Here is a 20,367-nt window from a genome sequence, read left to right on the forward strand (position 1 = left end):
CATGTCCCAGCCCGAGCCCGGCGTGCCGCCCGCCCCCGCCCGCGCCGTCGCGCGGGCCCCGGGCCATTGGGGCGAGTGGATGCAGGGCCGGATCGGCGAAAACGGCCCGGTGGCGCTGATCACCCTGCCCTGCCCGGCGCTGAGCCTGTCGGCCGAGGCCCGCCCCGGCCCCCTCTCCGCCGCGGTCGAGATCGCCGCGCCCCCCGGGGACGCCTCCGCCCCCGGCGCGCCCCCCGCGGTCTTCGTGCCCATGCAGGCGGGCGAGGCCGCGCCGGTGCTGCGCGCCCTGCTCTCGGCCCTGTCGCTGCCCGAGGCGTCGTTCCGCTTCCGCGCGCCGATGCCGCCGGGGGCGGGGGCCGGCTTCTCCACCGCCGCGCTGGTCGCCGCCGCCCGCGCCGCCGCCGCCCTCCATGGCCGCGAGGCGCCCGGGCCGGGGGCGCTCGCCGCCGCCTGCCTCGCCGCCGAGGGCGCGTCCGACCCGCTCTGGGCCCCGGCGCCCGACGCGCTGCTCTGGGCCTCGCGCAAGGCGCAGGCGCTGGAGGTCCTGCCGCCCCCGCCGCCGGCCGAGATCATCGGCGGCCTCTGGGGCGCGCCCGAGGCGACGAACCCCGCGGACGACCGCTTTCCCGACATCTCGGACCTCGTGGGCCCGTGGCGCGCCGCCGCCGGGGCCGGGGACCTGCCCGCCCTCGCCCGCCTCGCCGCCGCCTCGGCCGACCGCTGCACCGCGCTGCGCGGGCCGTCCGGCGATCCGACCGCGGACCTGGCACGGGCCCTCGGGGCGCTCGGCCATGCCCGGGCGCATACCGGCCCGGCGCGGGGGCTGGTCTTCGCCCCCGGCACGGTCCCGGACGGGGCCGGGGACGCCCTGCGCGCCGCGGGGTTCGAGCGGGTGTTCCGCTTCACCTCCGGCAGCGCCGCCGGGCGGCCCGCGGCCCCCATGGGCGACGCGGACGACGCCCCGGACGACGCCCCCGGCGCCGCGACCCCGGGGCCCCGCGCATGATCTTCGCCGCCGCCATGCTGGTCGCCCTGGTCGCCGACGCGCTGATCGGCTGGCCCGACGCGCTGTTCCGCCGGATCGGCCACCCGGTGACCTGGATCGGGGCGCAGATCGGCGCGCTCGACCGCGGGCTGAACCGGGACGGGGACCCCGACGCCCGCCGCCGCGCCGCCGGGGTCCTGACCGTGCTGATCGTCACCGCCGCCGCCGCCCTGCCCGCGCTGGCGCTGCAGGCGGCGCTGCCCGGCGGCTGGGCGCAGGCGCTGCTGGTCGGCCTGCTGGCCTGGCCGCTGGTCGCCGCGCGGTCCCTGCACGAACACGTGGCCGAGGTCGCCCGCCCCCTCGCCGCCGGGGACCTGGCGGGCGCCCGCCGGGCGGTGTCGATGATCGTCGGGCGCGACCCCGAGACGCTGGACGCCCCCGCCGTGGCGCGCGCGGGGCTCGAGAGCCTTGCCGAGAACGCCTCGGACGGGATCGTCGCGCCGGTGTTCTGGGGGCTGCTGCTGGGGCTGCCGGGGATCGCGGCCTACAAGGCGATCAACACGATGGATTCGATGATCGGCCACCGCACCCCGCGGCACGAGGCGTTCGGCTGGGCGGCGGCGCGGCTCGACGACGCGGTGAACATCCTGCCCGCGCGGCTGACGGGGCTGCTGTTCGCCGCGGTCTCCGGGCGGTTCGGCGGCGCCTGGCGGGCGATGCTGCGCGACGCGCCGCGGCACCGCTCGCCCAATGCGGGCTGGCCCGAGGCGGCGATGGCCGCGGGGCTGGGCGTGCGGCTGTCCGGGCCGCGGGTCTATGGCGACCGGGTGGCCGAGGAGCCCTGGCTGAACGCGGGCGCGCCGGACCCGGACGGGGCGGCGATGTGGGCCGGGCTCGACATGTATCTCAAGGCGATGGGGCTGATGGCGGCGGCGCTGCTGGGGCTGGCGCTGGTCTGAGGGCGCGCCCGGCGGCGTGCAGCGGCGCCTCCGGCGGCGACTGGGGGGCATGGCCCCCCTGCGGCGGCGGCCTCTCGCAGGGGCGGCCGGGCTCGGGGGGGCATGACGCCCCCGCTCGCCCGCCCGCGCGGCCCTTCGGTCCGCGGCGCCCCGCCCCCATCCGCGTTGACCCGGCCCCGCAAGGCGCCGTATCGGGCGGGCGCGGGCGAGCGGACCCGCCCGGGGCAAGGACCCAGCACGATGCGCGACCATGGCGGAGACCTCGACGCGGCCATCGCCCGCCATGGCGGCGCGGCGGAGGCCTGGGTGGACCTGTCCACCGGCATCAACGCCGTTCCCTACCCGGTCCCGAAGCTCTCGGCCCATGCCTGGGGCGCGCTGCCGACCAAATCGGACCTGCGCGCGCTCGAAGACGCCGCCCGCGCGGCTTACGGCGCGGGGGTGAGGGCGATCCCGCTCGCCGGGGCCTCGGGCGCGATCCAGCTCGCGCCGCTCCTCGCCGCGCCGGGCAAGGCGCGGGTGCTGGGCCCGACCTATAACGAACACGCCGCCGCCCTCGCGACCGCGGGCTGGGCGGTGGAAACCGTCTCCGAGCTCGCCGCGCTCGAGGGCGCGGACCTCGCCGTCGTGGTGAACCCCAACAATCCCGACGGGCGCAGCCATGCGCCGGAGGCCCTGCTGGCGCTCGCCCCCAAGGTCGGCCTGCTGGTCGTGGATGAAAGCTTCGCCGACACCGAGGACGGCCTCTCCGTCATCCCCGCCATGACGCCAGACACCGGGGGCCTGCTCGTCATGCGCTCCTTCGGCAAGTTCTACGGGCTGGCGGGGCTGCGGCTGGGCTTCGCGCTCGCCGGGGACGCGCTGGCCGGGCGGATCGCCGAGCTGGCCGGCCCCTGGCCCGTCAGCGGCGCGGCGGTGGAGATCGGCTGCAAGGCGCTGGCCGACCGGGCCTGGCAGGACGCGACCACGGCGCGGCTGCGCGAGGAGGCCGCGCGGCTCGACGCCCTCGCCGCCCGCGCGGGCTGGACCCTGGTGGGCGGCAGCCCCCTGTTCCGCACCTATGAGACCGGGGACGCGCAGGCGGCGCAGGAGCGGCTGGCGAAGGCCCGCACCTGGTCGCGCATCTTCCCCTATTCCGAGGGCTGGATCCGCCTCGGCCTGCCCGGCGACGTCAACGGCTGGCTGCGGCTCGAGGTGGCGCTGGGGGGGTGAAGCGCGAGCGGGCGCCCCTTACCGCGCCGCCGCCAGCATCCCCGCCACGTCGAGATGCGCCTCCACGTGGTCGGCCAGCGCCTCGAGCGCCGCTTCCACCCCGTCGTCATAGGACAGCCCCGAGGCGGCGCCGAAGCGCCCCAGCCAGGCCGCGCGGAACCCGTCGTCGCGGAACATGCCGTGCAGGTAGCTGCCCTCGACCTTGCCGTCGGCGCTGACGGCGCCCTCGGGGCGGCCGTCCACATGGGCGAAGGGGCGGGCGCGGTCCGGCCCGTCGGTGCGGCCGATATGGATCTCGTAGCCGCGGAACCCCGCGCCGGTGGCGGCATGGGCGGCCTCGACCTCGGTCAGCCGCTTGTCGCCGGTCATCACCGTGGCGACGTCCAGCAGCCCGAGGCCCGGATCCGCGCCCGCCGCGCCCTCGATCCCCTCGGGATCGCTCACCTCGGCCCCGAGCATCTGGAACCCGCCGCAGATGCCCAGCACGTGCCCGCCGCGCCGCCGATGGGCGAGCAGGTCCACGTCCCAGCCCTGCGCCCGCAGGTAGGCGAGGTCCCCGCGCGTCGACTTGCTGCCCGGCACGATCACCACGTCCGCGTCGCCGGGGATCGCCTGGCCTGCGCGCAGCATGGTCAGGCGCACCCCGGGTTCCTGCATCAGCGGGTCCATGTCGTCGAAATTGGCGATGCGCGACAGGGCGAGGCAGACCACGTGCAGCCCCTCTCCGCCCCCGGTCCGCCCGAGGTCCTGCGCATCCTCCGCCGGAAGCCTCCAGGCCCCGTCGAACCAGGGCGCGACGCCGAAGCCCTTCCAGCCCGTGCGCGCCTCGATCATCGCATAGCCGTCGTCGAAGAGGCGCGGGTCGCCGCGGAACTTGTTGACCAGGAAGCCCGCGACCATGGCGTTGTCGCGCGCGTCCATCACCGCCTGCGTGCCCACCACCTGCGCGATCACCCCGCCGCGGTCGATGTCGCCCGCCAGGATCACCGGCACATCGGCGGCGCAGGCGAAGCCCATGTTGGCGATGTCGCCTGCCCGCAGGTTCACCTCCGCCGGGCTCCCCGCACCTTCGACGATCACCAGGTCATGGGAGGCCTTCAGGCGCCCGAAGCTCTCCAGCACCGCCTCCAGCAGCTTGGGCTTCAGCGCCGCGTAGTCCCGCGCCTTAACCGTCGCGATCCGCCGCCCCTGCACCACGACCTGGGAGCCCATGTCGGATTCGGGCTTCAGCAGCACCGGGTTCATGTCGGTATGGGCCGGCAGGCGGCAGGCCATGGCCTGCAGCGCCTGCGCGCGGCCGATCTCGCCCCCATCCGCGGTGACGGCGGCGTTGTTGGACATGTTCTGCGGTTTGAACGGCGCCACGGAGACGCCCCGGCGCAGCGCCGCCCGGCACAGCCCCGCCACCAGCATGGATTTCCCGACATTCGAGCCGCAGCCCTGGATCATCAGCGCCTTGGTCATGCGGTCCTCTGAAATGTTGCCAGTGGGGATATTCTTGGGGTTTGTTCAGCCTGTGTATGGGACGACGCGCGGGGGCGCCAGATGGACAAGCGGTACCAGGTCTTCATCAGCTCGACCTTCACCGACCTCGAAGGCGCGCGGCAGGAGGTCAGCCAGGCGCTGCTTCAGACCGACTGCTTCCCCGCGGGCATGGAGCTGTTCCCCGCCGCGGACGAGGAACAGTTCGAGTTCATCAAGCGGATCATCGACGAGTCGGACTACTACGTCCTGATCTCGGCTGGCCGCTATGGCTCGATCCACCCCGAGACGGGGCTGAGCTACACCGAGATGGAGTACGACTACGCGGTGGACACCGGCACGCCGGTGCTGCGGTTGCTGCACAAGGCGCCGGACCGCCTGCCGGGAACGCATCTGGAGCGGTCGGACGAAGGGCGGCGGAAGCTGGAGGCGTTCCGGGCCAAGGTGGGCGCCGGGTCGCTGGTGAAGTTCTGGGAAGACCCGAAGGAGCTGGGGCAGCATGTCATTCTTGGGCTAACATGGCTGCAGAAGCACAAGCCTGCAGTTGGGTGGCTACCTGTAAATTTCCTGCGACTGCAGGGAGACGAAGACACCCTTTCCCGAGATGACGTCCAAACCGCCTTCGATGACATCCCCTTACGCGCGCCTATGCCAGATGGCTGGAGAGAGGGCCATTGGCCTGCACGTTCTATCTGCTTCCTTGCACTTGAGGAGTTGCTCGGCTCTGGGTCTCGCAGTGGGGTCTTTTTGAACCTTCACTACAAACTCGAACGTCTGACAGGCCTACCAGATTTCTCGATGTGCCACAGTTCGCAGTGGAACACGGATTTTGCGAAAGAGGCGCTCCTACTGCTCGAGGAGCGACGCCTAATTCGCATTGAAGACGATGTCCGCGGTGATGAAATTCGCATCCCCCCTAAGACCCGAGAATGGACGCTATCTCAAAGGGCAGAGAGGGGTTTTCTGGCACTTGTGAGTTCCGTGCCACCCAGCCCGGTGAATTTCTAAAACTCCACCCCCGCCTGCGCCTTCACCCCGTCGCGGAAGGGGTGCTTGATCAGCTCCATCTCGGTCACGAGATCCGCCGCCTCGAGCAGCTCGGGCTTCGCGTTGCGGCCCGTCAGGCACACATGGGTCATGCGCGGCTTCTCGTGCAGCAGGAAGTCCACCACCGCGTCGATATCGAGATAGTCGTAGCGCAGGGCGATGTTGATCTCGTCGAGCAGCACGAAGCGGATGCGCGGGTCGAGGATCAGCGCCTTGGCCTTCTCCCACCCCGCCTCGGCCATCTCTTTGTCGCGGGCCTTGTCCTGCGTCTCCCACGTAAACCCCTCGCCCGAGACGACGAACTCGCATTTATCGGCGAAATGCCCGCGGATCAGGTCCCGCTCCCCGGTCGCCATGCCGCCCTTGATGAACTGCACCACGGCGCAGGGCATGTCATGGGCGATGCAGCGGAAGATCATCCCGAACCCGGCCGAGGACTTGCCCTTCCCCTTGCCGGTATGGACCATGATCAGGCCCTTCTCCTCGGTCTTCGTCTCCATCATCCGGTCGCGCGCGGCCTTGATCTTCTTCATCTTCTCGGCGTGGCGGGCGGCGTCGTCGGCATCGGTCATGAAGGGCTCCTGCGCGCGGGGGAAGGGGCAATGCGTGCCCGACCGCGCCGGGCGCGTCAATGACCCCGCCTTTCCGCCCCATTGACTCACGCATCGCGGCGCCCCACCAAGCCAAGGATTGCGACGGCGCCCGCGAGAGCGGGCCGAAGAGGGAATGCCGAAGGGACCGCGGGCCGCAACGCCCCCCGAACGCAGCCGCCCCCGCGACCGTGACCGGAGAGGTCGCCCCATCCGCCACTGGCCCCCTGACGGGACCGGGAAGGCGGGGCGCCCGCCGGGGGACCTGGCCCATCCGCCCGCGCCCCCGAGATCCGCAAGCCGGGAGACCTGCCGCCGCATGCGTCTGAAACCGGACGGGGGTCCTCCGGTCGTCGGCATCGGCAGGTCGGGCGCGCGCGCCGTCCCGCCGGTCTCGTCCTCCTTGCCCCCCGGACCAGAGCGCCCAAGGGCCCGGAGCGAGAGATGACCGATTCCCCCGCCGCCGAGATCGCGGCCACGCCGCAGACCGACGACGCGCAGGCGGCCGACGCCGCGCCCGCGCCCAACACGCCCGAAACGGCGCCCGTCGAACTCCTCGTCTGCGTGAAATGCCGCCGCGGGAGCGAGACCCCCGAGGGCGGCATCCGCCCCGGACAGGCGCTCCACGACGCGCTCGCCGCCGCAGATCTGCCCCCGAACGTCGCCCTGCGCGCGGTCGAGTGCCTGTCGAACTGCGATCATGGCTGCTCGGTCGCCCTGCGCGGCGGGCCGAAGCGCTGGACCTATGTCTACGGCAACTGCCACGAGGCCGAGACCGCCGAGACCCTGCGCGAGGGCGTCGCCCTCTATGCCGCCACCGAGAACGGGCTGATCCCCTGGCGTACCCGCCCCGAGCACCTGAAACGCAACTGCATCGCCCGCATCCCCCCGCTGGAGGACTGAACCATGGCCGACCTCGCGAAACTTCCCGTCACCGTCGTCACCGGCTTCCTCGGCTCGGGCAAGACCACGCTGATCCGCCACCTGATGCAGAACCCGGGCGGCCGCCGCCTCGCCGTCGTCGTCAACGAATTCGGCGACGTGGGCGTGGATGGCGAGATCCTGAAATCCTGCGCCATCCCCGACTGCCCGGCCGAGAACATCATGGAGCTCGCCAACGGCTGCATCTGCTGCACCGTGGCCGATGACTTCATCCCGACGATCGAGGCGCTGATGGCGCTCTCCCCCCGCCCCGATCACATCCTGATCGAAACCTCGGGGCTGGCGCTCCCGAAACCGCTGCTGAAGGCCTTCGACTGGCCCGACATCCGCTCCCGCATCACCGTGGACGGCGTGATCGCGCTGGCGGACGCCGAGGCCGTGGCCGCGGGCCGCTTCGCCCCCGACGTGGCCGCCGTCGACGCCCAGCGCGCCGCGGATGACAGCCTCGACCACGAAACGCCGCTGTCGGAGGTGTTCGAGGACCAGATCTCCTGCGCCGACATCATCCTGCTGACCAAGCCGGACCTCGCGGGGCCGGAGGGGGTGGCGAAGGCGAAGGAGATCATCGCCAGGGAAGCCCCCCGCCCCCTGCCGGTCGTGGAAGTGGCCGAGGGCGCGGTGGACCCGCGCGTGATCCTCGGGCTGGAAGCCGCGGCCGAGGACGACATGGACGCGCGCCCCTCGCACCACGACGACCATGACGACCACGAGCATGACGATTTCGAATCCGTCGTCATCGAGCTGCCCGAGCAGGACGCCCCCGAGACCCTCGTCGCCCGGATCGAGGAGCTCGCCAACGCCCAGAACATCCTGCGCGTGAAGGGCTATGCCGCGGTGAAGGGCAAGCCGATGCGCCTGCTGGTCCAGGCCGTCGGCGCCCGCGTGCGCTGGCAGTATGACCGGATGTGGGAGGCGGGCGAGGAGCGCCGCTCCCGCGTCGTGGTGATCGCCGAGCATGACGACATCTCCGCGGACGCCATCCGCGGCGTGCTGGTCCCCGCGGCCGAGGCGGCGGAATAACCATGGGCGCGGCGCGGATGGCGGCGAGCAGCCTCGCCGCCGTGATGCTCACCCCCGGCGGGGGGCTGGCCATCGTGGTGAACCGGGTCGACCCGGTTCCCGCGCGCGTCCTTTCCGTGCTCATCGACGGCGCGCGCCACGGCGTGCGCGGCGTCGACACCCCCCGCCGCCGCCTGCCGGGCGAAGACGAGGCGACCCCGGACGAGAGCAAGCTGGGCCTGCTGCTGGATGCGACCACCGACATGCTGCCGGGCCTCCAGGACCGGATCGGCGCGACCGTCACGCTGGTGGGCGAGGACTGACGCAAATGCATGTCGTGTTCCGCGAAAGCCATGGCCTCGAGGAAACCGAGACGCCGCAGGACCTCGGGCAGACGCCCGCGGAGACGGTGGTGCTGTCCTTCTCGGATTCCGACCTCGGGGCCTTCGCGGAGGCCTGGCGCAAGGGCGGCGGGCCGGAGGGCGGGCTGCCGACGCTGCGGCTGGCGAACCTCGCGGCGCTGAAACACCCGCTGTCGGTCGACACCTACGTGGAGAACACGCTGGAGGGCGCGAAGGCGGTGCTGATCCGGCTGATCGGCGGCGCGCCCTATTGGGAATACGGGCTGCGCAGCGTGCTGTCGCTGGCCCGCCGCAAGGGCATTGCGCTGGCCGTCCTGCCCGCCGATGGCCGCCCGGACCCGCAGCTTGACGGCTACTGCACGGTGGACGAGGCCCTGCGCCTGCGCCTCACCGCCCTGTGCGACGCCGGCGGCGCCGGGGCGGCCCGCGCGGCGCTTGCGGCGCTGGCCGGGGCCGCGGGGCTGGACGCCGCCCCCGCGCCCCGCGCCCTCGGCGCCGCCGCCCTGCCGCAGGTCGGGGCCTGGAGCCTGTCGCACGGCCCCTGCTGCCCGCTGGTGCAGATCGCGGACGACCGCCCGCTGGTGGCGCTGTCCTTCTACCGCTCCTACCTCGCCGCCGCCGACATGGGCCCGATCGAGGCGCTGGCCGAGGCGTTCGAGGCGCGCGGCTTCCGGGTCCTCGGCCTCTTCGCCCCGTCGCTGAAGGCGCCCGGCGCGGCCCCGTGGATCGCCCGGCAGCTGCGCGCCCTGCGCCCGGCGCTGGTGGTCAACGCCACCGCCTTCTCGGCGCGCGTCGACGGCGGCCCCTCGCCCCTCGACGCCGCCGGGGTCCCCGTCTTCCAGGTCGCCCTCGCCACCAACCCGCGCAAGGCGTGGGCCGAGGCGGAGCGCGGCCTCTCCCCCGCCGATCTCGCCATGCATGTCGTCCTCCCCGAGGTCGACGGCCGCGTCTTCGCCGGGGTCGCCAGCTTCAAGCAGCCGCAGGCCCGCGACGAAGACCTGCAATTCGCCCGTTTCGCCCATGCGCCGGACCAAGAGCGCATCGCCGCCATCGCCGACCGCGCCGCCGCCTGGCATCGGCTTGGGGCGCGCGCCCCCGGGGACCGCCGCGTGGCGCTGGTCCTCTCCACCTATCCCGGGCGCGACTGGAACATGGCGCACGCGGTCGGCCTCGACCCGCTCGCCTCGGCCGAGGCGGCGCTCGAAGACCTCGCCGCCGCGGGCCATGACACGCCCCCCGGCGCGCCGCTGGAGAAGGCGCTGGCCTCCGAGCGCATCACCTTCCCCCTCTCCGACTACCGCGCCGCGCTCGCCACCCTGCCCCAGCCCCTGCAGGACGACCTGGCGGCCGCCTGGGGCGCCCCGGAAACCGACCCGGACTGCACGGGCGAGGCCTTCGCCTTCCCCGCCCTCCGCCGCGGCAAGGCGCTGGTCGCCCTGCAGCCCGAGCGCGGGACCCCCGCGGCCCGCGACGACGACTACCACGACCTGTCCCGCACCCCGCGCCACGCCTATGTCGCCTTCTACCTCTGGCTGCGCACACAGGCCGACGCGCTGATCCACATGGGCGCCCATGGCACCCTCGAATGGCTGCCGGGCAAGGCCGTCGCCCTCTCCGGCGCCTGCTGGCCCGAGGCGCTGACCGGCGCCCTTCCCGTCATCTACCCCTTCATCGTCAACGACCCGGGCGAGGCCGCCCAGGCCCGCCGCCGCATCGGCGCCGTCACCCTCGGCCACCTGCCCCCGCCGCTGCGCGAGGCCGGGACCCCCGAACGCTTCGCCCGGCTCGAGGCCCTGCTCGACGAGTTCTCCAATGCCGACGGCCTCGACCCCAAGCGCCGCGACCGGCTGCAGGACGGCATCCGGGCCGAAGCGCAGGCGCTCGGCGTCGAGGCCGACCTCGGCCTGCCGGAAGACGCCTCCCCGGCCGAGGCCCTGACCCGCATCGACCGCTTCGTCTGCGACGTGAAGGAGAGCCAGTTCGGCGACGGCCTCCACGTCTGGGGCCGCGCCCCCCACGCCCCCTGCGCCTTCAACCCCGCCGAATCCGTGGCCGCCGAGGCGCGGTCCATCGCCGACGCACTCGCCGCCCGCCGCCTGCCCGCAGGGCCCGCCGGATCCCCGCACCGGGGGCGGACGGACGTGCTGCCCACCGGCCGCAACCTCTTCGCCGTCGACCCGCGCGCCGTGCCCACACGCGCCGCCTACGCCCAGGGCGTGAAGCTGGCCGAGGAGCTGGTGCGCCGCCACTTGCAGGAGGAAGGCGACTGGCCCCGCGGCCTCGTCGTCGACCTCTGGGGCTCCGCCACCATGCGCACGGCGGGCGAGGAATTCGCCATGGCGCTGCACCTTTGCGGCTGCCGCCCCACCTGGGACCCGAAATCGGAGCGGGTCACCGGCACCGAGATCATCCCGATCACCGAGCTCGACCGCCCCCGCATCGACGTCACCCTGCGCGTCTCGGGCCTGTTCCGCGACGTGTTCCCCGGGCTGTCCACGCTGTTCAACCAGGCCGTCCGGGCGCTGGCCGCGCGGGACGAGGCGCCGGACTGGAACCCTTATGCGGGCGCCGGGGCCGCGCGGGTCTACGGCCCCGCCCCGGCCTCCTACGGCCTCGGGATCGACCCCCACGCCGCCTACGGGACCGACGCGCGCATCGCCGCCGGAGAGGCCTGGCTGAAGGGATCGTCCTGGGCGCTGGACGGGGCCGAGGCCGCGCGGGACGAGGCCGGGATCCGCGCCCGCGTCGCCGCCGCCGACAGCTTCGTGCATGCGCAGGACCTCGGGGAATCCGACCTGCTGCTGGCCGGGGACTACGCGGCCCATGAAGGGGGCTTCGCCGCGGCCAAGGCGGCGCTGGGGGGGAGCGCGCGGCTCTATCACCTCGACATCACCGACCCGTCCTCTCCCCGCGCCCGCACCCTGTCCGAAGAGATCGCCCGCATCACCCGCGCCCGCGCCGCCAACCCCGCCTGGCTGGCCGGGATGCAGCGCCACGGCTTCCGCGGGGCGGCCGAGATCGCCATGACGCTTGAACATCTCGGCGCCTTCGCGCAGCTGGCCGAGGCGGTGCCGGGGCATCTGTTCGACCTCTATTACGACGCGACGCTGGGGGACGAGGCGATCACCGCCTTCATGCAGGACGCCAATCCCGAGGCGCTGGACGCGATGCGCGAGCGGTTCCGCGCGCTGATGGAGGCCGGGCTGTGGCAGACCCGCAGGAATTCCATCCGCGCCGAGCTGGAGGGGCTGGCATGAGCGTGAAACAGGACCCCGTGCTGGCCGACCAGGCCCCCGGCGACGCGCCTGGCGCAGACTGGGTCGTGCAGGGCTGGTGCCCCGGCGCCCGCCGCCCGATGATGGCCGCCGACGGGCTGGTGGCGCGCGTGCGGCCCACCCTGTCGCGCATCTCGCCCGCGCAGCTTTCCGCCCTCGCCGATCTCGCCGAAACCCACGGATCGGGCGTGGTCGAGGCGACGGCGCGCGCCAACCTCCAGGTCCGCGGTCTGAGCGCCGAGGGCCACGCCGCGCTGCTGGCGGGCCTCGCCCCGCTCGGCCTCCTCGACCCGGACGCCGAGGCCGAGGCGCGGCGCAACGTGGTCCTCACCCCCTTCCCCGGCGCCGCGGCGGCGGAGGTGGACGCCATCGCGAGCGCCCTCTGCGCCGCGCTGACCGCCGCGGACGCCCCGCGCCTGCCGGGCAAGTTCGGCTTCCTCGTGGATTGCGGGCCGCAGCGGCGCCTCTCCGGGATCAGCGGCGACATTCGCATCGAGCGGGACGACGCGGGCGCACTGATGGTCCGTGCCGACGGGACGGAAACCGGGACCCCGGCGGCGAATGCCGCGGACGCCGCCCGCATCGCGCTGTCGCTGGCGGAGTGGTTCGTGGCCTCGGGCGGCGTCGGCGCCGACGGGCGGGGGCGGATGCGCCGCCACCTCGCCGCCGGGGCCGTCCCGCCGCCCGGGCTGACCGGGACCGAGGCCCCGGCCGAGGCCGCGCCCGATCCCGCCCCCGGCCTCCACGGCGAGACCCTCCTCCTCGCCGCCGCCTTCGGCCAGTTCCCGAGCCATGCCCTGCGCGCCATCGCCGCCGCCTGCCCGGAAGACGCCGCCATCGGCGTCACCCCGTTCCGGATGCTCGCCCTGCCGCTCTCGACCCTCCCGGCCGCGCTGGCGTCCGAGGCGCCCCTGATCCACGACCCCGCCGACCCGCTCCTGCGCGTCTCCTGCTGCACCGGCGCGCCCGGCTGCCCGCAGGCCGCCGCGCCCACCCGCGCGCTGGCCGCCGCCCTCGCGCCCCAGGTCCCCCCGGGCCGCACCCTCCACGTCTCCGGCTGCGCCAAGGGATGCGCCCATCCCGGCCCCGCCGACACCACCCTGACCGCCAGAGGCGGGCTTTTCGACCTTGTCCGGGACGGGCGCGCATGGGATGAGCCGACCCGACGCGCGCTGCGCCCCGAAGACCTCACGGATACGCTGTTCTGATGCCCTACACATACGAGACCGACGGCGCGGCCATCTATGCCGAGTCCTTCGCCACCATCCGCGCCGAGGCCGACCTCGCCCGTTTCGGCCCGGAGGAAGAGAAGGTCGCCGTGCGCATGATCCATGCCGCGGGCCTCGTGGGGCTGGAAAAGGACGTGCTGATCTCCCCCGATTTCATGGAGGCCGCCCGCGGCGCCCTCAACGCCGGGGCGCCGATCTTCTGCGACGCGCGCATGGTCTCGGAAGGCATCACCCGCCCCCGCCTTCCGGCGGATAACGAGGTGATCTGCACGCTGCACGATCCCGCCGTGCCGCCGCTGGCGAAGGAGATGTCCAACACCCGCTCCGCCGCCGCGCTCGAACTGTGGCGGCCCAAGCTGGCCGGCGCCGTCGTCGCCATCGGCAACGCCCCGACGGCGCTGTTCCACCTGCTCAACATGCTCGAGGACCCGGCCTGCCCGCGTCCCGCCGCCATCATCGGCTGCCCCGTCGGCTTCGTCGGCGCGCGCGAATCCAAGGATGCGCTGTGGGAGGCGCAGCCGGTCCCCTGCATGATCGTCAAGGGCCGCCTCGGCGGCTCCGCCGTCACCGTCGCCGCGGTCAACGCCGTCGCCAGCCCGAGGGAATGACGATGACCGAGACGGCCAAACAGGGCCCCAAACAGGGAACCATCCACGGCGTCGGCCTCGGCCCCGGCGACCCCGACCTGATGAGCGTGCGCGCCGACCGGCTGGTGCGAAACGCCCGCCACGTCGCCTATTTCCGCAAGGCGGGCCGCTCCGGCCGCGCCCGCGGCATCGTCGAGGGGATGCTCGCCCCCGGCGCGGTGGAATTCCCCATGGAATACCCCGTGACCACGGAAATCCACTTCTCGGACCCCCGCTACAACGAGATCCTGTCCGAGTTCTACGCCGCCGCCGCCGCCCATCTCGCCGCCCTCTCGGACGCGGGCGAGGATGTCGTGGTGCTCTGCGAGGGCGACCCGTTCTTCTACGGCTCCTTCATGCATCTCTATGAGCGCCTCAAGGACATCCGCCCGGTGCAGGTGGTCCCCGCCATCACCGGCATGTCCGCCGCCTGGACCGCCACCGGCGCGCCGGTGACCTGGGGCGACGACATGCTCTCGGTCTGCATGGCGACCCTGCCGGAAGACGAGCTGGCCGAGCGCCTGGGCGCCGCCGAGGCCGTGGTGGTGATGAAGATCGGCCGCAACATCGACCGCGTGCGCAACGCGCTGAAGCGCGCCGGGAAATACGAGCGCGCCTGGCTGGTGGAATATGCCAGCATGGAAGGCCAGACCGTCCAGCGCCTGTCGGAGGTCGAGGGCAAGCCCACCCCCTATTTCTCGATCATCGTCGTGCATGGCGAAGGGCGGCGGCCATGAGCGCGGGGACCATGACGGGCCGGCTGCGCATCCTCGGCCTCGGCCCGGGCGCCGAGGCGCTGGTGACCCCCGAGGTCTCCGCCGCCATGGAAGAGGCCACCGACGTCATCGGCTACATCCCCTATGTCGCCCGCGTGCCGGACCGCGAGGGGCTGGTGAAACACGCCACCGACAACCGCGTCGAGATCGACCGCTCCCGCCACGCGCTGGAACTGGCCGCCGCGGGGCGGGACGTCATCGTCGTCTCCTCCGGCGATCCCGGCGTCTTCGCCATGGCCTCGGCGGTGTTCGAGGCGCTGGAAGCAGGCCCCGCCGCGTGGCGCGCCATCGACATCCAGGTCCTGCCCGGCATCACCGCCTGCCTCGCCGCCTCGGCCCGCGCCGGGGCGCCGCTGGGGCACGACTTCTGCGTCATCAACCTGTCGGACAACCTCAAGCCCTGGGCGGTGATCGAGGCGCGGCTGCGGCTGGCGGCCGAGGCGGATTTCGCCATGGCCTTCTACAACCCGCGCTCCAAGTCCCGCCCCGAGGGCTTCGCGGCGGCGCTGGAAATCCTGAAAGACGCCTGCGGCGACGCCCGCCCGATCATCTTCGCCCGCGCCGTCTCGACCCCCGAGGAAGCGATCCGCATCGTCCCCCTCCCCGACGCGCGGCCCGAGATGGCGGACATGCGCACCATGGTGATCCTCGGCTCCTCCCGCACCCGGCTGATCGCGCGGCCGGAGGGGGCGCCCATCGTCTACACCCCGCGCTCCATCCCGGCATGAGCGAGCCAGCGCAGGACCTCGCCGATATCATGGACCTCCGCCCGCTCCGGGCTTGGGGGGCGATCCACCATGACCACCGGCAGGCCCAGCGCGCGGGCGGCGGCGATCTTGGCGTAAGCGCCCGTCCCGCCGGAGTTCTTCGACACCACGACGCCCACGCCCCGCGCCTCCAGCATCTCCCGGTCCGCATCCGCGTCGAAGGGCCCGCGGGCCACGATCACCTCGGCGCCCGGCAGCGGCGCCGCGCCCGGATCGTCCACGACGCGCAGGATAAGGCGATGGCGGGCGGCAACGGGCCGGAACGCCTCGAGGTCATTGCGCCCGGTGCCGAGGAAGACGGTCGCGGGGGGCATCCCCGCCAGCGCCTCGACCGCCCCCGCGATGTCCGGGACCGCGCGCCAGTCATCCCCCGCAACCGCCGCCCAGGGCGCGCGGGTGAGGGCGAGCAGCGGCGCCCCGGTCGCCGCGCAGGCCTCCGCCGCGTTGCGCGACATCCGCGCGGCGAAGGGGTGGGTCGCGTCGATCACGTGGGTCACGCCATGCAGGCGGATGTAATCCGCCAGCCCCGCCGCCCCGCCGAAGCCGCCCACGCGGGTGGGCAGCGGCAGCGGCCTGGGCCGCGCCACGCGGCCCGCAAGGGACACCGTTCCGGGGATCCCCGCCTCGGCCATGGCCTTCGCCAGCGCCGCGCCTTCCGTGGCGCCTCCGAGCACAAGGGGGTTTCGCATGTCTGAGCCCTGGCTGACCATCGTGGGAATGGGCGAAGATGGCCCGGACGGCCTCCCCCCTGCAAGCCGCGCCGCGCTGGACGCCGCCGAGGTCATCGTCGCGCCCCCCCGCCACCTGTCGCTGCTGCCGGAGCTCTCCGCCGAGCGCGTGGAATGGCCCGTCCCCTTCGTGGACGGCCTCGCCCTGCTGGAAGGGTTCCGCGGGCGGCGAACCGTCGCCCTCGCCTCGGGCGACCCGTTCTGGTTCGGCGCCGGCTCGGTCATCGCCCGGCGCCTCGGGCGCGCGGAGTGGCGGGCGATCCCCGGCCCCTCCTCCTTCGCCCTCGCCGCCGCGCGCCTCGCCTGGCCGCTGGAGCGTTGCACCGTGCTCGGCCTCCATGCCGCGCCGCTCGCGCGCCTGCGGCCCCACCTGCACCCGGGCGCGCGCATCCTCTGCACCCTGCGCGAAGGCGCTTCCGTCGAGGCCCTGTGCGAGACCCTCTGCGACGCGGGCTTCGGCGCCTCGCGCATCCACGCGCTGCAGGCCCTGGGCGGCCCGCGCGAGAAGATCCGCGAGGGCGTGGCCGAGACCTTCGACGCCGCCGGCATCGCCCACCCGGTGCTGGCCGCCATCGAGGTCGCGGGGCCGGGCGAGCCGATCCCGCTCGCCTCCGGCCGTCCCGACGCGCTCTTCGCCAATGACGGGCAGATCACCAAGCGGCCGGTGCGCGCCCTCACCCTCTCGGCCCTCGCGCCGCGGCAGGGCGAGCGGCTGTGGGACATCGGCGGCGGGTCGGGGTCGATCGCCATCGAGTGGCTGCTGGCGCATCCGACGCTGCAGGCCGTCAGCGTCGAGCCCCGCGCCGACCGGGCCGAGCGCATCGCCGCCAACGCCGCCGCGCTTGGCGTGGACCGCCTGCAGGTCGTCCACGGCGCCGCCCCCGCCGCCCTCGCCGATCTTCCCGCCCCAGACGTGGTCTTCGTCGGCGGCGGGCTGTCGGCGGAGCTGCTGGACACGCTGGTGGCGCTTCCGAAAGGCGTGCGCCTCGTCATCAACGCCGTGACGCTGGAATCCGAGGCCGCCCTCGCCGCCGCCCATGCCGCGCATGGCGGGGAGCTGCTGCGCATCGAACTCGCCCGCGCCGCGCCCATCGGGCCGAAACGCGGCTGGAAGTCCTCCTATCCCGTGGTGCAGTGGAGCGTGACGCTATGATGATCGTCGCCGGTTTCGGCTTCCGCGAGGGCGCGTCCCCCGCCGCCCTGCGCGCCGCGCTGGATGCGGCGATGGCAGGCGCGCCCGGACAAAGCGGCGCCGCCCCCTGGATGCTCGCCGCCCCCGCCGACAAGGCGCAGGGCCCGGCCTTCGAGGCGCTGGCCGACACGCTCGGCCTGCCCGCCGCCCCGATCCCGCAGGACGCGCTGGCCGCCGCCGATCCCGCCTGCCTCACCCGCTCCGCCGCCAGCGAGGCCGCCCGCGGCGTGGGCAGCGTGGCCGAGGCCTCCGCCCTCGCCGCCCTCGGCCCCGGCGCGCGGCTGCTGGCCCCGCGGGCGGTCTCGCCCTGCGGCATGGCCACCTGCGCGCTCGCCCTGATGGAAGGACCCACCCCATGACCGTGCATTTCATCGGCGCCGGCCCCGGCGCGCCCGACCTGCTGACCCTGCGCGGGCGCGACCTGATCGCCGCCTGCCCGGTCTGCCTCTATGCCGGCTCGCTGGTCCCCGAAGCCATCCTCGGCCACTGCCCCGAGGGCGCGAAGATCGTCAACACCGCGCCCATGGACCTCGACGCCATCATCGAGGAGATCAAGGCGGCGCACGCGGCGGGCCAGGACGTGGCGCGGCTCCATTCCGGCGACCTCTCGGTCTGGTCGGCGATGGGCGAGCAGATCCGGCGCCTGCGCGCCGAGGGCATCCCCTTCACCGTCACCCCCGGCGTGCCCGCCTTCGCCGCCGCCGCGGCCTCGCTCGGGACCGAGCTGACGCTGCCCGGCCTCGGCCAGTCCGTCATCCTGACCCGCACCCAGGGCCGCGCCTCGTCCATGCCGGAAGGCGAGACCCTGGAGAATTTCGGCCGCACCGGCGCCACGCTGGCGCTGCACCTGTCGATCGGGAACCTGCCCAAGGTGGTGCGCGAGCTGACCCCCCATTACGGCCCCGACTGCCCCGTCGCCATCGTCTACCGCGCCTCCTGGCCGGATGAGAAGATCGTGCGCGCGACCCTCTCCACCCTCGAGGCTGCGACTCCGGGGGACGTCAAGCGCACCGCCCTGATCCTTGTCGGCCCGGCGCTGGCGGGCGAAGGTTTCACCGAAAGCCGCCTTTACGCGGCCGATTACGACCGGCGGTACCGGCCGCAGACCGCGGACAGCCCCTGGTCGGAGTGGCGACATGGCGATGACTGACGAGATGACGGGCGGCGGCGCCCCCAAGGGCGTGATGATCTCGGCCCCCGCCTCGGGAACCGGCAAGACCACCGTGACGCTGGGGCTTCTGCGGGCGCTGGCCGATGACGGCCTGACCGTCCAGCCGTTCAAGAGCGGCCCGGACTATATCGACCCCGCCTTTCACCGCGCGGCGGCGGGACGGGCGAGCTTCAACCTGGACAGCTGGGCCATGGGCCCGGCCCTGTTCGGCGCCGTCGCCGCGCAGGCCGCGGGCGCCGATATCTGCGTCGGCGAGGGGTCCATGGGCCTTTATGACGGGGTCGCGACGAAGGGGATGACCGGGTTCGGCTCCTCGGCCGAGACCGCCCGCGCCATGGGCTGGCCCGTCGTGCTGGTCGTCGACGCCGGGGGGCAGGCGCAATCCGCCGCCGCCACCGCGCTCGGCTTCGCCAATTACGCGCCCGACCTGCCCTTCGCGGGGGTGATCCTGAACCGCGTCGCTTCCCCGCGGCACGAACGCCTGATCCGCCGCGGCATGGAGCATGTGGGCCTCAACGTCCTCGGCGTCCTGCCCCGCCGCGGGGATCTCGCGCTGCCCGAACGGCATCTCGGGCTGATCCAGGCGGTCGAGCACCCCGACCTCGACGCCGCCATCAAGGGCTATGCCGGTTTCCTGCGCGAGCACGTGGACGTCGCCGCCATCCGCGCCGCCGCCGCCGCGGGCGCGGCCCCCGCGCCCGGCGCCCTGCCGCGCCCCCCGGCGCAGCGCATCGCGCTGGCGCAGGACGCGGCGTTCTCCTTCACCTATCCGCACGTGCTGCAGGGCTGGCGCGACGCGGGGGCCGAGATCCTGCCCTTCTCGCCCCTCGCCGATGAAGCCCCCGCCCCGGACGCCGACCTCGTGTGGCTGCCCGGCGGCTACCCCGAGCTTCACGGCGGCACGCTCGCCGCCGCCGCCACCTACCGCGCGGGCCTGCGCAAGCACGCCGAGACGAAGCCCGTGCATGGCGAGTGCGGCGGCTATATGGCCCTCGGGCAGGCGCTGATCGACAAGGCGGGCGTGCGGCACGAGATGGCGGGCCTCCTCGGCCTCGTCACGTCTTACGAAAAACGCAAGTTCCACCTCGGGTATCGCCGCGCGGTGCTGAGCGCGCCCATGCCCGGCTTCGCCCCCGGCGCGGCGCTGCGCGGGCACGAATTCCACTACTCCACCATTCTCGAAGAACCCGACGCCCCGCTGGCGCAGATCGCCGATGCGGACGGGAACCCGACGCCGGAAACCGGCTCGGCCCGCGGCCACGTCACCGGGTCCTTCTTCCACCTTATCGCGGAGGAAGCGGCATGAGCGGCTTCATCAGCTTCGTGGGCTCCGGCCCCGGCGACCCTGAACTGCTGACCCTCAAGGGCCGCGACCGGCTGCAACGCGCCGAGGTGGTGCTGTTCGACGACCTCTCCTCGGGTCGGATGCTGGAACATGCCGGCGAGGGCGCCGAGCTGATCGCCGTCGGCAAGCGCGCCGGGCGCCCCTCGGCCAAGCAGGAGCATGTCAACGCGCTGCTGCTGGAGCACGCGCTGGCGGGCAAGCGCGTCGTGCGCCTCAAGTCCGGCGATCCGGGCGTGTTCGGGCGGCTGGAGGAAGAGCTGACCGCGATCCGCGCCAGGGGCATCGCGCATGAGATCATCCCCGGCGTGCCCTCGGCCAACGCCGCCGCCGCCGCCGCGGGGATCCCGCTGACCCGGCGCCTCACCGCGCGGCGGGTGCAGTTCGTGACCGGCCATGACGTGACCGGAGACCTGCCGACGGACATCGACCTCGACGCGCTCGCCGACAAGGGCGCCTGCACGGTGGTGTTCATGGGCAAGCGCACCTTCCCGCGCCTCGCCGCCATGCTGATCGAGAAGGGCCTCTCGCCCGACACCCCCGCCCTCCTGGCCGAGGACGTGAGCAAGGCCGACCAGCGCATCGTGCGCTCCACCGTGGCGGGGCTGGCCAAGCAGCTTTCCGAGGAATACGCGACCACGCCCGCGCTGATCATGTACGGCCCGCTGGCCGACCCCGAGTGA

20 protein-coding genes and 1 riboswitch are annotated in these 20,367 nt (G+C 73.9%); of the genes, 17 read left to right on the top strand and 3 right to left on the bottom strand.

Translation table 11 applies throughout. The features are described from left to right. Nucleotide 1: 1 nt before the first annotated feature. The 3 genes from ACQ5SO_RS02905 to cobD all read left to right on the top strand — a co-directional run bounded on the left by ACQ5SO_RS02905 (nucleotide 2) and on the right by cobD (nucleotide 3,156). Nucleotides 2-1,006, top strand: a complete 1,005-nt coding sequence (locus ACQ5SO_RS02905; protein WP_430940072.1) for a propanediol utilization protein — start codon at nucleotides 2-4, stop codon at nucleotides 1,004-1,006. After that, a complete protein-coding gene (cbiB, locus tag ACQ5SO_RS02910) occupies nucleotides 1,003-1,944 on the top strand; it encodes an adenosylcobinamide-phosphate synthase CbiB (RefSeq protein ID WP_430940073.1) in 942 nt (313 codons plus the stop codon). The genes ACQ5SO_RS02905 and cbiB overlap by 4 nt, the downstream gene beginning before the upstream one ends. Nucleotides 1,945-2,184: 240 nt before the next feature. Further along, nucleotides 2,185-3,156: a threonine-phosphate decarboxylase CobD gene (gene cobD, locus ACQ5SO_RS02915; RefSeq protein ID WP_430940074.1), complete on the top strand. Its 972-nt coding sequence runs from the start codon at nucleotides 2,185-2,187 to the stop codon at nucleotides 3,154-3,156. An 18-nt stretch (nucleotides 3,157-3,174) separates the two neighbouring features. Here cobD and ACQ5SO_RS02920 read toward each other — a convergent pair whose 3' ends face one another. Further along, nucleotides 3,175-4,620: a cobyric acid synthase gene (locus tag ACQ5SO_RS02920; RefSeq protein ID WP_430940075.1), complete on the bottom strand. Its 1,446-nt coding sequence runs from the start codon at nucleotides 4,618-4,620 to the stop codon at nucleotides 3,175-3,177. Nucleotides 4,621-4,701: 81 nt separating this feature from the next. Here ACQ5SO_RS02920 and ACQ5SO_RS02925 point away from each other — a divergent pair, with 81 nt between their 5' ends. Beyond that, nucleotides 4,702-5,646, top strand: a complete 945-nt coding sequence (locus tag ACQ5SO_RS02925; protein WP_430940076.1) for a DUF4062 domain-containing protein — start codon at nucleotides 4,702-4,704, stop codon at nucleotides 5,644-5,646. On the opposite strand, the gene cobO is transcribed toward ACQ5SO_RS02925, so the two are convergent. Further along, nucleotides 5,643-6,257 carry a cob(I)yrinic acid a,c-diamide adenosyltransferase gene (cobO, locus tag ACQ5SO_RS02930; protein WP_430940077.1) on the bottom strand — a complete coding sequence of 205 codons (615 nt, stop codon included), beginning with the start codon at nucleotides 6,255-6,257 and terminating at the stop codon, nucleotides 5,643-5,645. The genes ACQ5SO_RS02925 and cobO overlap by 4 nt on opposite strands. 107 nt (nucleotides 6,258-6,364) lie before the next feature. After that, nucleotides 6,365-6,606, top strand: a riboswitch (cobalamin riboswitch). A 113-nt stretch (nucleotides 6,607-6,719) separates the two neighbouring features. Here cobO and ACQ5SO_RS02935 point away from each other — a divergent pair. Genes ACQ5SO_RS02935 through cobJ form a run of 8 tightly spaced genes read left to right on the top strand, consistent with a single transcriptional unit; the run spans nucleotide 6,720 to nucleotide 15,212 of the window. Next, entirely contained in the window at nucleotides 6,720-7,178 is a 459-nt protein-coding gene (locus ACQ5SO_RS02935; protein WP_430940078.1) for a DUF1636 family protein, read from the top strand. 3 nt (nucleotides 7,179-7,181) lie between these two features. Further along, nucleotides 7,182-8,237: a cobalamin biosynthesis protein CobW gene (gene cobW, locus ACQ5SO_RS02940; RefSeq protein WP_430940079.1), complete on the top strand. Its 1,056-nt coding sequence runs from the start codon at nucleotides 7,182-7,184 to the stop codon at nucleotides 8,235-8,237. 17 nt (nucleotides 8,238-8,254) lie between these two features. After that, complete coding sequence (locus ACQ5SO_RS02945) at nucleotides 8,255-8,539, top strand: hypothetical protein (protein WP_430940080.1); 285 nt, start codon at nucleotides 8,255-8,257, stop codon at nucleotides 8,537-8,539. Between the two features lie 5 nt (nucleotides 8,540-8,544). After that, nucleotides 8,545-11,835 (top strand): cobaltochelatase subunit CobN, encoded by a 3,291-nt coding sequence (gene cobN / locus ACQ5SO_RS02950; protein WP_430940081.1) that lies wholly within the window; start codon nucleotides 8,545-8,547, stop codon nucleotides 11,833-11,835. Then, nucleotides 11,832-13,061, top strand: coding sequence for a precorrin-3B synthase (gene cobG, locus ACQ5SO_RS02955; RefSeq protein WP_430940082.1), 1,230 nt, complete (start codon nucleotides 11,832-11,834; stop codon nucleotides 13,059-13,061). Before cobN ends, cobG begins: the two co-directional genes overlap by 4 nt. Beyond that, nucleotides 13,061-13,690, top strand: a complete 630-nt coding sequence (locus ACQ5SO_RS02960; RefSeq protein ID WP_430940083.1) for a precorrin-8X methylmutase — start codon at nucleotides 13,061-13,063, stop codon at nucleotides 13,688-13,690. Before cobG ends, ACQ5SO_RS02960 begins: the two co-directional genes overlap by 1 nt. Nucleotides 13,691-13,692: 2 nt before the next feature. Further along, nucleotides 13,693-14,445: a precorrin-2 C(20)-methyltransferase gene (locus ACQ5SO_RS02965; RefSeq protein WP_430940084.1), complete on the top strand. Its 753-nt coding sequence runs from the start codon at nucleotides 13,693-13,695 to the stop codon at nucleotides 14,443-14,445. A gap of 11 nt (nucleotides 14,446-14,456) precedes the next feature. After that, the gene (cobJ, locus tag ACQ5SO_RS02970) at nucleotides 14,457-15,212 is read left to right on the top strand and encodes a precorrin-3B C(17)-methyltransferase (RefSeq protein WP_430940194.1); all 756 of its coding nucleotides are present in this window, start codon (nucleotides 14,457-14,459) and stop codon (nucleotides 15,210-15,212) included. On the opposite strand, the gene ACQ5SO_RS02975 is transcribed toward cobJ, so the two are convergent. Further along, on the bottom strand, nucleotides 15,185-15,940 hold the full coding sequence (locus ACQ5SO_RS02975; protein ID WP_430940085.1) for a cobalt-precorrin-6A reductase: 756 nt from the start codon (nucleotides 15,938-15,940) through the stop codon (nucleotides 15,185-15,187). The genes cobJ and ACQ5SO_RS02975 overlap by 28 nt on opposite strands. Between ACQ5SO_RS02975 and cbiE the strand changes: the two genes are divergently transcribed. From cbiE to cobA, 5 genes are read left to right on the top strand one after another with little or no spacing between them, the layout of a single operon-like run. After that, nucleotides 15,939-17,132 (top strand): precorrin-6y C5,15-methyltransferase (decarboxylating) subunit CbiE, encoded by a 1,194-nt coding sequence (cbiE, locus tag ACQ5SO_RS02980; protein WP_430940086.1) that lies wholly within the window; start codon nucleotides 15,939-15,941, stop codon nucleotides 17,130-17,132. The genes ACQ5SO_RS02975 and cbiE overlap by 2 nt on opposite strands. After that, the gene (locus tag ACQ5SO_RS02985) at nucleotides 17,129-17,530 is read left to right on the top strand and encodes a cobalamin biosynthesis protein (RefSeq protein ID WP_430940087.1); all 402 of its coding nucleotides are present in this window, start codon (nucleotides 17,129-17,131) and stop codon (nucleotides 17,528-17,530) included. The genes cbiE and ACQ5SO_RS02985 overlap by 4 nt, the downstream gene beginning before the upstream one ends. Then, nucleotides 17,527-18,321: a precorrin-4 C(11)-methyltransferase gene (gene cobM / locus ACQ5SO_RS02990; protein ID WP_430940088.1), complete on the top strand. Its 795-nt coding sequence runs from the start codon at nucleotides 17,527-17,529 to the stop codon at nucleotides 18,319-18,321. Before ACQ5SO_RS02985 ends, cobM begins: the two co-directional genes overlap by 4 nt. Continuing rightward, nucleotides 18,314-19,648: a cobyrinate a,c-diamide synthase gene (locus ACQ5SO_RS02995; protein WP_430940195.1), complete on the top strand. Its 1,335-nt coding sequence runs from the start codon at nucleotides 18,314-18,316 to the stop codon at nucleotides 19,646-19,648. Before cobM ends, ACQ5SO_RS02995 begins: the two co-directional genes overlap by 8 nt. Next, entirely contained in the window at nucleotides 19,645-20,367 is a 723-nt protein-coding gene (gene cobA / locus ACQ5SO_RS03000; RefSeq protein ID WP_430940089.1) for a uroporphyrinogen-III C-methyltransferase, read from the top strand. Before ACQ5SO_RS02995 ends, cobA begins: the two co-directional genes overlap by 4 nt.

It is taken from the genome of Rhodovulum sp. DZ06 (assembly GCF_050586345.1).
In the GTDB taxonomy this organism is placed as follows: domain Bacteria; phylum Pseudomonadota; class Alphaproteobacteria; order Rhodobacterales; family Rhodobacteraceae; genus JBOCEF01.

Bases quoted from the DNA above. Each gene is read 5' to 3' on its own strand.
- cbiE (WP_430940086.1), top strand. From the start codon at position 15,939: ATGTCTGAGCCCTGGCTGACCATCGTGGGAATGGGCGAAGATGGCCCG.
- cbiB (WP_430940073.1), top strand. From the start codon at position 1,003: ATGATCTTCGCCGCCGCCATGCTGGTCGCCCTGGTCGCCGACGCGCTG.
- cobM (WP_430940088.1), top strand. From the start codon at position 17,527: ATGACCGTGCATTTCATCGGCGCCGGCCCCGGCGCGCCCGACCTGCTG.
- ACQ5SO_RS02975 (WP_430940085.1), bottom strand. From the start codon at position 15,940: ATGCGAAACCCCCTTGTGCTCGGAGGCGCCACGGAAGGCGCGGCGCTG.
- cobD (WP_430940074.1), top strand. From the start codon at position 2,185: ATGCGCGACCATGGCGGAGACCTCGACGCGGCCATCGCCCGCCATGGC.
- ACQ5SO_RS02935 (WP_430940078.1), top strand. From the start codon at position 6,720: ATGACCGATTCCCCCGCCGCCGAGATCGCGGCCACGCCGCAGACCGAC.
- ACQ5SO_RS02985 (WP_430940087.1), top strand. From the start codon at position 17,129: ATGATGATCGTCGCCGGTTTCGGCTTCCGCGAGGGCGCGTCCCCCGCC.
- ACQ5SO_RS02995 (WP_430940195.1), top strand. From the start codon at position 18,314: ATGACTGACGAGATGACGGGCGGCGGCGCCCCCAAGGGCGTGATGATC.
- ACQ5SO_RS02920 (WP_430940075.1), bottom strand. From the start codon at position 4,620: ATGACCAAGGCGCTGATGATCCAGGGCTGCGGCTCGAATGTCGGGAAA.
- ACQ5SO_RS02945 (WP_430940080.1), top strand. From the start codon at position 8,255: ATGGCGGCGAGCAGCCTCGCCGCCGTGATGCTCACCCCCGGCGGGGGG.
- cobN (WP_430940081.1), top strand. From the start codon at position 8,545: ATGCATGTCGTGTTCCGCGAAAGCCATGGCCTCGAGGAAACCGAGACG.
- cobJ (WP_430940194.1), top strand. From the start codon at position 14,457: ATGACGGGCCGGCTGCGCATCCTCGGCCTCGGCCCGGGCGCCGAGGCG.
- cobO (WP_430940077.1), bottom strand. From the start codon at position 6,257: ATGACCGATGCCGACGACGCCGCCCGCCACGCCGAGAAGATGAAGAAG.
- cobW (WP_430940079.1), top strand. From the start codon at position 7,182: ATGGCCGACCTCGCGAAACTTCCCGTCACCGTCGTCACCGGCTTCCTC.
- ACQ5SO_RS02905 (WP_430940072.1), top strand. From the start codon at position 2: ATGTCCCAGCCCGAGCCCGGCGTGCCGCCCGCCCCCGCCCGCGCCGTC.
- ACQ5SO_RS02925 (WP_430940076.1), top strand. From the start codon at position 4,702: ATGGACAAGCGGTACCAGGTCTTCATCAGCTCGACCTTCACCGACCTC.
- ACQ5SO_RS02960 (WP_430940083.1), top strand. From the start codon at position 13,061: ATGCCCTACACATACGAGACCGACGGCGCGGCCATCTATGCCGAGTCC.
- cobG (WP_430940082.1), top strand. From the start codon at position 11,832: ATGAGCGTGAAACAGGACCCCGTGCTGGCCGACCAGGCCCCCGGCGAC.
- ACQ5SO_RS02965 (WP_430940084.1), top strand. From the start codon at position 13,693: ATGACCGAGACGGCCAAACAGGGCCCCAAACAGGGAACCATCCACGGC.
- cobA (WP_430940089.1), top strand. From the start codon at position 19,645: ATGAGCGGCTTCATCAGCTTCGTGGGCTCCGGCCCCGGCGACCCTGAA.